9 protein-coding genes and 1 tRNA gene are annotated in these 12,434 nt (G+C 59.3%); 7 read left to right on the top strand and 3 right to left on the bottom strand.

The window, feature by feature from the left end; genetic code table 11:
- Positions 1–71: 71 nt before the first annotated feature.
- Genes LOH53_RS06700 through LOH53_RS06690 form a run of 3 tightly spaced genes read right to left on the bottom strand, consistent with a single transcriptional unit; the run spans position 72 to position 1,646 of the window.
- A complete protein-coding gene (locus LOH53_RS06700; RefSeq protein ID WP_230066959.1) occupies positions 72–1,019 on the bottom strand; it encodes an NUDIX hydrolase in 948 nt (315 codons plus the stop codon).
- A complete protein-coding gene (locus tag LOH53_RS06695; protein WP_376991749.1) occupies positions 1,003–1,488 on the bottom strand; it encodes a RidA family protein in 486 nt (161 codons plus the stop codon). Before LOH53_RS06695 ends, LOH53_RS06700 begins: the two co-directional genes overlap by 17 nt.
- 2 nt (positions 1,489–1,490) lie before the next feature.
- Positions 1,491–1,646, bottom strand: a complete 156-nt coding sequence (locus LOH53_RS06690; protein WP_107503899.1) for a DUF4177 domain-containing protein — start codon at positions 1,644–1,646, stop codon at positions 1,491–1,493.
- Positions 1,647–1,682: 36 nt separating this feature from the next.
- Between LOH53_RS06690 and LOH53_RS06685 the strand changes: the two genes are divergently transcribed.
- From LOH53_RS06685 to LOH53_RS06655, 7 genes are all read left to right on the top strand, one after another.
- Positions 1,683–3,908 (top strand): transglycosylase domain-containing protein, encoded by a 2,226-nt coding sequence (locus tag LOH53_RS06685; protein WP_230066957.1) that lies wholly within the window; start codon positions 1,683–1,685, stop codon positions 3,906–3,908.
- An 11-nt stretch (positions 3,909–3,919) separates the two neighbouring features.
- On the top strand, positions 3,920–4,876 hold the full coding sequence (locus LOH53_RS06680; protein WP_230066956.1) for a metallophosphoesterase: 957 nt from the start codon (positions 3,920–3,922) through the stop codon (positions 4,874–4,876).
- Positions 4,877–4,983: 107 nt separating this feature from the next.
- Positions 4,984–6,849: an ABC transporter ATP-binding protein gene (locus LOH53_RS06675; protein ID WP_230067101.1), complete on the top strand. Its 1,866-nt coding sequence runs from the start codon at positions 4,984–4,986 to the stop codon at positions 6,847–6,849.
- Entirely contained in the window at positions 6,846–8,711 is a 1,866-nt protein-coding gene (locus tag LOH53_RS06670) for an ABC transporter ATP-binding protein (protein ID WP_230066955.1), read from the top strand. The genes LOH53_RS06675 and LOH53_RS06670 overlap by 4 nt, the downstream gene beginning before the upstream one ends.
- A gap of 101 nt (positions 8,712–8,812) precedes the next feature.
- A tRNA-Pro gene (locus LOH53_RS06665) sits at positions 8,813–8,889 on the top strand.
- Positions 8,890–9,099: 210 nt separating this feature from the next.
- Positions 9,100–11,091, top strand: a complete 1,992-nt coding sequence (locus LOH53_RS06660) for a DUF6541 family protein (protein ID WP_230066954.1) — start codon at positions 9,100–9,102, stop codon at positions 11,089–11,091.
- Positions 11,092–11,192: 101 nt separating this feature from the next.
- A complete protein-coding gene (locus tag LOH53_RS06655) occupies positions 11,193–12,419 on the top strand; it encodes a helix-turn-helix domain-containing protein (RefSeq protein WP_230066953.1) in 1,227 nt (408 codons plus the stop codon).
- Positions 12,420–12,434: the final 15 nt, after the last annotated feature.

Raw genomic sequence — 12,434 nt, 5'->3', positions numbered from 1 at the left:
CGCGCACCCCGGTCACATCAAGTGAACGGGACGCGCGGCGCTCTTTGTACTTCTAACGGCCACCGTGGGGGTTAGCGTTCGCGGCAGGCCGCACCTTCAGAGGCAGGAGTGGCCCGTACTTCCAGTTCGAAGGAACCTTCAGCACCGGCCAGTAGCTCTGGCTTGTATTCGTTCATGGCGCGTTTGTGGTTCAGATACGCAATACAACCGCGTGCCGCTCCCAACTTCTCCAGAATAACTTCCGCCCCCGGCACAACCAGTTCCCTCAAGGTCAGCGCGACGGTCGTATCCAAGCCGATCTCATCTCCCAATGCGGAGGTTTCCCGAGCGGCCAGAACCTCGCCTACACAAGCCCAGCGGCCCCAGACTCCCTTGCTGGAGAGGAGTTGAGGCTCCTGATTGACCGGGAGAGCCGCCGTAAAGTAACGGGTGTCAAAACGGCGGTGCGCAAAGTCGGGGGTCACCCAGTGGCTGAGCGGTTTAAGTAAATCGGTGCGCAGAGCCAATCCGCGCCGTTCCAGAAGTTGGGCAAACGTGGTGTCCTGGACAGCAATGGCTTCTCGAGCCTTCATCCATTCAGGGCCAGAAACACCTTCAACCAGGGAAGATGCATCGGCTCCGGCCAGCAGAATTCCGGTTTCTTCAAAAGTTTCTCGAATGGCGGCCACCACATGACGTTTTGCCATCTCCACATTGTCTGTGCTCAGAGCCTTCGCCCACTGCTCCGGGGACGGTCCGACCCAATCGGTGAAGTCGTCATCTGCGGGCTCGACGGTTCCCCCCGGGAAGGCTACCCGGCCCAGCGGCGAACCACCGGGTCGGTACGTCATATAGGTCGCCAGCCCGGTGGGGCTGTCCTTCAACAGCACCACCGAGGAAGCAAACCGGGCCTTGCTAGGTGTGCGGTCGCCAAAATCAACCCAAGCCTGGGCGGCTTCACGTTGATCTGCGCTTAGCGGGAAAATCCGCTTTTTGCACGCAGAACCGGCAACCACGGGGGTGCTACTGGAACTGGGCAATCAACTCAACCTCGACGGGGGAGTTAAGCGGCAAAACGGCAACCCCGACGGCGGAGCGTGCGTGCACACCGGCGTCGCCAAACACGGCACCAAAGAGCTCCGAAGCCCCATTGATCACGCCGGACTGGCCACTAAATGAAGGGTCAGAGGCTACGAAACCTACGACCTTGACGATGTGTGTCACCCGGTCTAGATCCCCGATGACGCTCTTCAGTGCCGCAATGGCGTTCAGACCGGACGTGGCGGCCAACGCTTTGGCCTCTTCAGCGCTAACTTCGGCTCCCACTTTCCCGGTAACTGTGAGCTTGCCATCAATAAAGGGCAGCTGTCCGGAGGTGTAGACGTAGTTTCCTGAGATGACGGCGGGTACGTAAGCAGCCACCGGCGCTGCGACGGCAGGCAGGGTTAGACCCATCTCCGCCAGACGCGCTTCAATGCGTGAAGTTCCTTGATTTGACGCTGTTTCCATGGTCATGCCTTCTCTCGTTTAAGGTAAGCGACGAGCCCGTTTCCGTCAGGCCCGGTTACCACCTGAACCAGCTCCCAGCCGTCCTCACCCCACTGGTCCAATATCTGCTTCGTTGCGTGGATAATAAGCGGAATCGTGGCGTACTCCCATTTGGTCATGCTTCAAAGCCTAGCCCCTACCGGTAAACTGGAAAAATGGCAGCAAAAAGACACCCCATTTTCGATACCGCCACTACCCTGGGCAAGCTCATGCTCTTCCTCGGTGTGAGCGCCGTTTGTGGGGTCATGGTGGCTGGACTGATGGTTCCTGCGGTCGCTTTGGCCGGCAACACGGCCAACGCATCCATCAACTTCTTTGAACAGTTGCCTGATGACATGAACGTGGGGGTGCCCGCGCAGTCCTCCAAGATTCTCGCGTCCGACGGCTCCTTGCTCGCCACTTTCTACGACCAGAACCGGACCGAAGTAGCCCTCGACGCGATCTCACCGTTCATGAAGAACGCAATTGTCGCCATCGAAGACGCCCGCTACTACGAACATGGCGGTATAGACACAAAGGGTCTGCTGCGTGCTGTGGTTTCCATGGTCCAAGGCGGTGGTCGTCAAGGCGCCTCCACCATCACCCAGCAGTATGTTAACAACGTCATCATCCAAACGCTTGAGGCCGCAGGACAAGGCGATCAGGCAAAAATCGGCTATGACAAGACCGCTGGCGATAAAGTCCGTGAGATCAAGCTGGCAATCGCCATGGAGAAGAAGTACTCCAAGGATGAAATATTGCAGGGGTACTTGAACTGGGTGTTCTTCGCCAATAACAATTACGGGATTGAAGCCGCGTCCACGTACTATTTCGGCGTTCACGCTAAAGATCTGACCCTCCCGCAGGCTGCTTTGCTGGCTGGTGTTGTGAACCGTCCCAGTTACTACGACCCGGTGACCAACCCCGATAATGCTCTGTCCCGGCGCAACATGGTCCTGGGAAACATGTTGGAACAGAAAATGATCGACCAGGCTCAACACGACGAGGCCGTCGCCGCCCCCGTCGGTTTGAAGGTCACACCCAGTGTGAACGGGTGCACCACGGCCGTCCGTGGAGAGTACTTTTGCCAGTACGTTTCAAATCTGATTGCCAATGACCCCGCGTATGGCAAGACGAGGGAGGCCCGTGAAAAGCTCCTCAACCAAGGCGGACTGACCATCACCACCACCCTTGATCCGGGCTTGCAGGACGCCGCACAGAGCACGTTTGAGGGATTCACCCCGGTGGCGAATAACCCGGACAAGGTGGGCCAAGCACTCGTGACCGTCCAGCCTGCCACTGGCAAGATCTTAGCGATGGCACAGAACACCAAACTCAACGCTCCGGAAGGTCAATGGAGCAGTGCCTACAACTTCGCTGTCGACAGCGTTGACAAACAAGGTAACAGCTTGGGCGGCTCTGGCGGGTTCGATGTTGGCTCAACCATCAAACCGTTCACTTTCGCCGAATGGTTGAACTCCGGACACAAGATTAATGAAGTGGTTAATGGCGCTGTGCGGCGCTACCCAACCTCACACAAGTGGACCAACACCTGCGGGACCACGTCGGGCTCCTACGACTCCAGTGATCCAGTCAATGCAGACCCTGATTTGCAAAACGCTGAAGGCGATTATTACCGGAGCCTGACTGCTCGTGAAGGACTGTACAACTCGCTCAACACCGCGACCATTGCCTCGGCAGACAAACTGGACATGTGCAACATCCAAAAGATGATGACTGCCGCCGGCATTCATGAGGGTTCAGACCCGAACAAGCCGTACGACCTCAGCAATGTCAGTAGTTTGCTTGGCAGCGGCGAAGTTTCACCGTTAACCATGGCTACAGCGTTCGCTACCTTTGCCTCCGGCGGCGTCCACTGCAATCCCGTGGCTTTGGTCTCGATCGCAAACGCGAAGGGCGAACAATTGCCGGTGCCTGGTCCGGACTGCCAGCAGAGCATCAAACCAGAAGTGGCCGCAGGCGTGGTGTCTGTTCTTCAGGACGTGCTGGCCCGCGGTTCGGGCTATCAAGTTCCCTTGAAGTTCCCGGCAGGTGCCAAGACCGGAACCACCAACATCTCCGAGCAAACGTGGACTACCGGCTTCACCAAAGGCCTTGTTACCTCCTCGTGGGTTGGCAGTCCGGAGGGCAAGAGCCGTTCCAACAACGGTTTGTTGATCGCCGGGCAACGTATTGGCTACGTGGACGGCGCCACCTATGCGGGTAAGGCCTGGCAGCAGTATATGAATGCTGTGGCCGGAAACTTTGACACCGGATCCTTCCCCCAACCGCCTGCTAGCATCGTCAACCCACCAGCACCGCCCCCCGCCGCCCCAAAGGACAAGGACGGCAAAGCCACGGCACCACCTTCCCCGCCTGCAGCTGAGAAGAAGAAGGACTGACCGGCCCCCTCATGGTATCTTCCAACACACCCCACCCCCGTCTGGCTGCCCTAGGCCAGGCGGCAGCACTTGCTGCGGCTACCGGCGTGGGGTGTGTCGCTTATGGGGTCTTCATTGAGCGGAATTGGTTCACCGTGCGGGAAGAAAACCTGGCCATCCTGCCGGCTGGATCAGCCCCGTTCAGAGTGCTGCACTTATCTGACATTCATTTCTCCCCAGGACAGCACAAGATGGCACGTTGGTTGCGTTCACTGGCTGCTCTTGAGCCTGATCTGGTGGTCAACACCGGGGACAACCTCAGCCATCCGAAGGCGATCCCTGCGCTGCTGGAAGCACTGGCGCCGCTCATGGACTTCCCCGGCGTTTTCGTTCCCGGCTCCAACGACTACTTCGCACCGCGCATGAAGAACCCCTTCGCCTACTTCTCCGGTCCTTCAAAGCTGGGATCCACGTCTCGCTCGCTCCCAATGGCCTTGGACACGGATGCCTTGCATACCGGCTTTGGTATGGGCGGTTGGGTGAATCTGACCAACCGCGCACAGTCAATTGCGCTGCGCGGGATTCGTTTTGATTTTAGCGGCGTAGATGACCCCCATCTGGGCCGCGAGCGCTACGCTGGCTGGCCTCGTGGATCGGTCAATCAGGACACGGCTCCACACGTGAAAATAGCGGTGGCGCACGCTCCTTATCAGCGGGTGCTGGATCACTTCACGGCAGACGGCGCAGATCTACTTCTGGCCGGTCACACTCATGGTGGCCAGGTCTGTCTGCCCGGTTACGGTGCGCTGGTAAGTAATTGTGACCTCCCGACCTGGCGCGCCAAGGGTCTGCACGACTGGGACTTCAAGGGGAGCACGACGCCGGTCAACGTTTCAGGTGGGATCGGCACCTCGCGCACAGCACCCTTTCGCTTCGCATGCCGACCCGAAGCCGTTGTCTTGACCCTGAGCGCCAAACCGTCCGTGTAGCGGGCTGCTAAGACTCCAGCCCCGCTGACGTAAACTGATGCTTCAGAATAGTGACGACCGCGCTAGCCGATCGTTTGATCCCTGAAGTTGGGCAGTCACACAGCAGCATGACGGAGACGGCAAACCACACAGAGGGCACGACGCTTCTAGCGTCCCTAAAAAAGCTTTCCCCACAGCTCAAACCCATTATCTGGCCGCTGATCTGGGGCCTACTCTCCGCCCTTGCTGCCAGCGTCGTCGCTCTCATGATTCCCCAGGTTTACCGGGTGTTGGTCAACACTGCCCTCCAACCCGGAAACGGGACCGGCGGCCTATGGGTGGGGGTCGGCGTCGTTCTAGGCCTGGGCATCGTGGAAGCTGGCCTGATTGCACTGCGCCGGCAATTCGTGATCGTCCCGGCCACCACGGTGGAGACGAAGATGCGCACCTCGTTTTATCGCCACTTACAGCAGCTTGCCGTGGAATTCCACGACCGATGGGGTTCGGGACAATTGCTCAGCCGCGCCATGAGCGATCTGAACTTCATGCGTCGCTGGATGGCCTTCGGCGCCATCATGCTGGTGGTGACATCACTGACGGTGGTGATCGGCGTCAGCTTGATGTTCTCCATGAGCTGGCAGCTGGGACTGATCTTCATGGCAGCCGCCGTGCCCATCGTCATTTTCGGTTTTCGCTTCCGCCGCGCCTACAGCCGGGTCAGCCGCCGGAGCCAGGATCAGGCCGGAGACCTTGCCACTGCCGTGGAGGAATCGGTCCACGGCATCCGTGTGCTCAAGGCCTTCGGCCGGGGACGGGAGGCCCTGGACGCTTTCGCCGAGCAGGCGCAGGAACTCCAGAGCACAGAGATTCTCAAAGCCCGCTCTCTGGCCGTGTTCTCGCTGGTCGTCACCCTCCTGCCCGAGCTTGCACTTGGTGCCGGGCTGGTAGTAGGTATCTTGTTAGTCTCTGCTGGCTCGCTGGACGTCGGAGCTCTGGTCGCGTTCTTTGCCACGGCCGCCGTCGTCGCGGGGCCGGTGGAGTCAATGGGACCGCTCATGGCCATGACACTCGCAGCCAAGACAGCGATCCAACGGCACTTTGAAGTGGTTGATTCCGTCAACACCATCACCGAGCCGTTGGTACCCCAGAAACTTTCCGATGTGCGGGGTGAACTCGTCTTCCACAACGTCCATTTCCGTTACCCGGACACTGCCGACGGGGTGCCCGATGTCCTCAACGGAATAGATTTGACGCTGCGCGCCGGAGAAACCATGGCGTTGGTGGGTGTGACCGGCTGCGGGAAGAGCACCCTACTCTCATTAGTACCCCGCCTCTTTGACGTCACTTCCGGCTCGATCACTCTTGACGGTACGGATGTTCGCTCACTGCCCTTGAACGATCTCCGGTCCTATGTGTCCGTGGCCTTCGAAGACACCACCTTGTTCTCCAACTCGGTTCGCGAAAACGTCTTACTGGGCGCAGTCCTCCCGCCCGCTCTTTCCGCTGGCTCCCTTTCCGCTGATGGCGTCCTGGCCCAGGCCCTGGATACTGCACAAGCAGACTTTGTGCACATGCTCCCGCAGGGAGTCGATACCTTGATTGGGGAAGAAGGGCTAAGCCTGTCCGGTGGCCAGCGTCAGCGCATAGCCCTGGCCCGCGCGATCGCCGTCCACCCAGCCGTGCTGGTGCTCGATGACCCGCTCTCTGCCCTGGACGTCAATACGGAAGAACGCGTGGAGGCTCGTCTGCGCAAGGTCTTAGAAGGTACTACTACCTTGATCGTCGCCCACAGACCTTCCACTGTGTCCATGGCGGACCGCGTCGCACTGCTCCAAGACGGTCGCATTGCCGCCGTGGGCACGCACAGCGAACTATTGGCCACTAACAGCCATTACCGATACGTGCTGGCCAGCCTGAGCGAGGAACCCCAGGACCTGGACAGCGACCTGGAGGATGATGTGGACTCAGAATCAGAACAGAAGGGCAACGCATGAGCCCCCACAGCGCAGCCCCGCTGGGGACCTCAGGTGAGGACCGCGTCGATCTCAGCCGCGCCGACAGCAAGGCGGTGCGTGCGCGGTCGGTGCGGCTACTGGGAGTTCTGCTAAAACCCGTCAGACGTCGTTTTATCCTCACGGTGGTTCTGGTGGTGCTCTCCCAGGCAGCCAAAGTTTCCGGACCGCTGTTGATCGCCTACGGCATCGACGTCGCCCTTCCAGCACTGAGCGCACAAAATGGCGCTAGTGCGCTGCAGCTCTTTGTTACCGGCGGTGGCTACATGCTGGCAGCCCTGGCTGCATCCTCACTGACGGCCGCCTATCTAACTGCTACTGCCCGCTTGAGCCAGGCGATGCTCCTGGACCTGCGTCTGCAGGTCTTTCGCCACACCCAGCGGCTGAGCCTGGAATTCCACGAAAAATATACCTCCGGACGCATCATCTCCCGGCAGACCTCCGACTTGGAAGCGCTCCGGGAGCTTTTGGACTCCGGCGTCTCGGATCTCGCGTCCGGGATCATCTTCATGACGCTGACAGCCGTGAGCATCTTCACCCTGGACGCCCTGACTGGCCTGCTGGTGCTGGCCTCCGCCGTCCCCATGTACTTTCTGACCCGCTGGTACCAGCGTCGCTCGCAAGCCGCGTACCGCTCATCCCGTGTGGTCTCGGCGAAGTTGATAGTGCACTTCATTGAAACGATGTCAGGCATCAAGGCGGTCAAAGCGTTCCGCCGCGAAGAAGCGAATGCAGCTACCTACGACGAGCTGGCTGAAGACTACCGGCGCGTCACTGTCCGCTCCATCAATCTCAACGGCATCTTCCAGCCGGGCCTGGTGTTGATAGGCAACGTCTCTGTTGCAGTGGTTTTGCTAGCTGGCGGACTGCGAGTGCTCGACGGCGGCCTTGCCGTGGGTGCGCTGCTGGCCCTGCTACTGGCCACCAAACGCTTCTTTACCCCGTTGAGCCAAATGGCCATGTTCTACAACTCATTCCAGTCTGCCCAGGCCGCCTTGGAAAAGGTGTCCGGATTGCTCGAAGAGGTCCCCACAGTGCGCCCGCCGCGCAATCCGGTTCCCCTTCCGGCAGCGCATGGGGAGATCGTTTTCAAGGATGTCGAATTCCGTTATGGGAACGGCCCGCTGATCTTGCCCCGCCTGAACCTGCACATTCCCGCGGGCCAGAGCGTCGCCGTCGTCGGTGCCACAGGGGCGGGGAAGTCAACCCTGGCTAAGCTCATTGGACGCTTCTACGACGTGAGTGCTGGTTCGCTCACGCTCGACGGCGTTGAGTTGAGCAGGCTGTCCACAGCAGATCTGCGACGGGCAATAGTGATGGTGACACAAGAAGCGTTCCTCTTCAGCGGTACCGTTGCCGAGAACATTGCCCTGGGAAAGCCGTCGGCGAGCCGGGAGGAAATTGAGGCCGCTGCGCAAGAAGTGGGCGCCGACGTGTTCATCCGAGCACTCCCCCAAGGCTACGACACCGATGTCAACAAGCGTGGCGGGCGGGTCTCTGCCGGGCAGCGACAGCTCATCTCCTTCGCACGGGCGTTCTTGGCCAACCCGGCCGTGCTGATCCTGGACGAGGCCACCTCATCGCTGGATATCCCGTCAGAGCGAATGGTCCAGGATGGACTCCACCGGCTGCTCAGTGGCGACTCGCGGGGGACAGATTCCAGTATCTCCGGCGGGCGAACAGCGTTGATCATCGCGCACCGGCTCTCCACCGTGGCCAGTGCTGATCGCGTGCTGGTGGTGCACGACGGCGAGGTGGTGGAGGACGGGTCCCCCGCGGAGTTGATTGCTGGCGGGGGCCGATTTGCCCAATTACATGGAGCCTGGCGCAATTCGTTAGTGTAGCGGAGCCGCCCTCCTCCCGATTTCGCGTTCCCCTCCTCCGTCCGCTATTCTTTAGAGGTTGCTTTTCCGGGTCTTAAAACGGTGCGGAAGACGCAATGGATCGGGGTGTGGCGCAGCTTGGTAGCGCGCGTCGTTCGGGACGACGAGGCCGCAGGTTCAAATCCTGTCACCCCGACCAGAGTCACAAGGCAGTGTCCACAAGGACGCTGCCTCTTGTGTTTATTTGCTTGTATTTAATACAGTCTTCAAAAACGATCGTGGCGCTAACCACTGAGCATCATGATCCCCGGCGATAGACTAAAGCGCACTTATGAGCCGCATGCACCATTTTCAGCAGTGCACATCGTGACCGAGCACCAGCCGCCCATCCTCAACACAGGACATTTGCGTGACTTCATGGCTTGAGGCGTTGCCAGCCTTCCTTGTGGCCCTGCTGATTCTTGGTGTGCCCGGGGCGCTGGTCATGTGGTCTTTGCGGATTCGCGGGCTAGCCGCGATCACCTTGACCCCTGCCGTCTCGGTGTCCATTCTTGGTGTCAGTGCAATCGTCGCCCCACTGCTCCACCTGCCGTGGAACTTCCCCGTAGTTTTGCTGGGGACGGCCATCACCATGGCTGCCATATTTATACTCAGACGCTTCTTTCCGGCCGTCGCCACGGCCGCGCCGCGTGACAAGAAGGGAACCGTGGGTGCCGGCCTAGCTGGTGTTCTGACAGCCATGGTCCTGACCACCACTTTCTTGGTCTTGGTAGCATCCAGCCCCGAACAGTTCACTCAGGGTTACGATTCCGTCTTCCACCTCAATGCCACGCAATACGCGGTTGAGAACTCCGACGCATCTTCCTTTGCGATTTCCCGGTTTATCTTGCCCACCGCGCCTAACAGCTTTTATCCCGCAGCCTGGCACGGTCTGGCCAGCCTTTTAGTGATTCTGACGGGAATCAGTGTTCCTGCTGCTACCAACGTCATGTGGCTGGCCGTCTCCGCCGTGGTCTGGCCGCTTTCCTGCGTGTTCTTAACCCGGGTATTGGTAGGAAACAATCGGACCGTGTTGGTGGCGGCTGGCGCCTTAGCCGCCGCATTTCCCGCTTTTCCGTACCTTTTGCTGCAGTACGGTTCCGCCTATCCCAACGCGCTGTCCAATGCGCTGGTTCCCGTGGGCATTGGCCTGGTTCTGCTCATCATCCGCCCATCGATGCACACGCTACTGTCGCCGGCACCGGCGTTGGTACTGGTCGCTTTGTTCTTGCCCGGTGCCATCCTGGCGCAACCCAACGGGGTGTTCAGCATCCTTTTAGTGCTCACTCCGCTGCTAGCATTTTTGCTGTTCGCCTGGCTGAGGACCGGATTTCACTGCAACTACCGTTCCGGTTTCATCCGGGTGGGGATCCTCCTCGTTACCGGCACAGCCCTGATGGGCGCACTTTTATTGCTGCCGCAGATCCGTAGTCTTTTCAACTACACCAGTCCTGCCTTCCTGGCGTTTCCACTTGCACTGGCGCGCAACTTTACCCATTCCCCGGATCCAGTAACGTTTCCCGCAATCGTGCTGACCCTGTTGGTTATTGCTGGCGCGTGGACTGCCGTCAAGGTGTATCGGATGCGCTGGCTAGCGGCGTCGCTGGTCTTGGTCACTTTCACCTACCCGCTCACCGCTGGCACTAATCTAACTCTGGCGAACCAGCTTTTGGCGCCTTGGTGGGACAACCCGGAACGCGTGGCCGCCTTAATGCCACTCGTGGCCGTACCGTTGGCGGCCATGGGGATTGGCTGGGGCGCCAACTACTTGGCAGTGGTGCTGGCACGCCGCAGCAACCGTAAGACCCGCAGACGCCCCAGCCAGCTACGTGTGACTAGCGCGGTGGCGGGCTTCGTCGTCGTACTGGCCGTGACCAATCCTGGATTATGGCAAATGGGCGCTGCCGTCCAGAGCGTCTACAACGTGCCAACGGAACCCAACGGGCAGGCGCAGGTAGATGCAAGTGAGTTGGCTCTAATCCATAGACTGGATCTCTACACCAAGCCAACTGACGTCATTGCCAATAACCCTTACAACGGCTCGGCACTTGCCATGGCACTGGCCGGATCGCATATGCTCTTCCCATACAGTTCGCAGGGGGACCTGACCGAGGACATGTATACACTGCGTTTTTGGCTCAACAGGGTCGGCAGTGATCAGGAAGTGTGCGCAGCTGCCAAACGGCAGGGCGTCACTTATCTGCTGGACTTTGGCACGGACTACATTCCGGCGTTCGATAACCCCAGATCCCTTTACCCGGGCGTGACACTTGCCTCAGGGTCCGAAGGTTTCACCCTGGTAGCCAAAGAGGGCCATGCCGCATTGTATAAACTCACGCTGTGCGCCGGCGTGAAACGCTAAGAGTCCCGTGTCTTTGGCTCGGCGGATGCATTTCCACCGCGTCAGAGATTAGAGTTAAACCACGAGTCCGTCAAAATGTTTGTTTGCAACGAGGAGCAAGAGTGGGAAGCAGTTTTGGTGAGCGGCTTCGTCAAGAACGGATCACGCGCAGCCTGACACAGGCGGAACTGGGCGGTTCCCTGTATTCCGCCAGCTACATCTCCTTGCTGGAGAACGGCAAGCGGGAACCCACAGCGGAGATCATCCGCCAGCTTTCCAAACAACTACGGATGGCACCCCAATCCATCGAAGAATGGGTTCAGCCAAGCTATCCGGAGGAAAGCGAATATCTGCTTGCTTCCTTGAATGCTCGGCAATGTTGGGACACCCGTGACTATGCGGCAGCCGTGGAGAGCGCCGGTAAAGCAGCAGAGCAGGCCAAAGCCAGTCGTGACACGGTCACATGGTGGAATATGGCCTATCTGCAAACCAATTCTTTGATGCGTTTAGGCAAATGCCAAGAAGCTCTCGATGTATCAGCGAGCTTGATTCGTCATCCCATGACGATCGCCAGCGCTGCCCTTTCCATGCGGACCCGTCAGGTCATGGCCGCCGCCATGATGGGTCAGGGCCGACTCCAAGAGGCCATCGAACAAGCCACCATGGCCGTAGACCTTGGAGCGGGCGACACCGAAGAAGAATACTCCTCCTACTTGGCGGCTCTTCAGACGCTGATCGGAGCCCTCACCGAGTCCGGGCGTCTGGATGAGGCATGGACCCACTGCCAGCATCTTTCCAATGCCATCAGCGCTTCCACACCCGCCCAAGCGGCCGGGGAAATGCACTGGGTCATTGGCAACGTTGCCTTCATCCGGCAGGACATACGCATGGGCTTGGACCATCATGCCCAGGCCAGCCGACTCTTATCCCCGGCTGAGGACCTTGCTCGCTGGGCACAATTCAACAAGGCTACGGCGTGGGTCAGACTGGCCGCCGGAATCGTGGAGCCTGAGACTCTTCTGGCCCTCGAACGCAGCGAACTGGCACATTCAGTGGTGGGCTCAAGCCCCACGGAAGCAATGGAAATGTCATTGTTACGTGCACGTTGGCACTTCCTCAACGATGAACCGGACAAGGCTCTGGAACTCTTAGAATCCGCCGATTTCCAGTCGGAAGAATTGCCCGCGCACATTGCCGGTGATCATTTCCTACTTCTCGGCAAAGCCCTTCAAGCTGTGGGGCGTCCCCATGAAGCTCTGACTGCCTTTAGAAATGCACGAGAATCCGCAGTCCAGACGGGCGCCGAGGACCTCAGAGCCGAAGCCGACGCGGAGATCAGCAAACTTTAGTCACACGTGATTCCG

Origin of the sequence: Arthrobacter cryoconiti (genome assembly GCF_020905375.1) — a bacterium.
Lineage (GTDB): Bacteria > Actinomycetota > Actinomycetes > Actinomycetales > Micrococcaceae > Specibacter > Specibacter cryoconiti.
Note: the sequence above shows the minus strand (reverse complement) of the source record. Positions and strands in the feature narration are given on the sequence as shown.

What these genes read in the sequence shown, in the direction of transcription:
- LOH53_RS06695 (WP_376991749.1), bottom strand. Translation starts at nt 1,488, where the DNA reads ATGGAAACAGCGTCAAATCAAGGAACTTCACGCATTGAAGCGCGTCTG.
- LOH53_RS06690 (WP_107503899.1), bottom strand. Translation starts at nt 1,646, where the DNA reads ATGACCAAATGGGAGTACGCCACGATTCCGCTTATTATCCACGCAACG.
- LOH53_RS06685 (WP_230066957.1), top strand. Translation starts at nt 1,683, where the DNA reads ATGGCAGCAAAAAGACACCCCATTTTCGATACCGCCACTACCCTGGGC.
- LOH53_RS06680 (WP_230066956.1), top strand. Translation starts at nt 3,920, where the DNA reads ATGGTATCTTCCAACACACCCCACCCCCGTCTGGCTGCCCTAGGCCAG.
- LOH53_RS06675 (WP_230067101.1), top strand. Translation starts at nt 4,984, where the DNA reads ATGACGGAGACGGCAAACCACACAGAGGGCACGACGCTTCTAGCGTCC.
- LOH53_RS06670 (WP_230066955.1), top strand. Translation starts at nt 6,846, where the DNA reads ATGAGCCCCCACAGCGCAGCCCCGCTGGGGACCTCAGGTGAGGACCGC.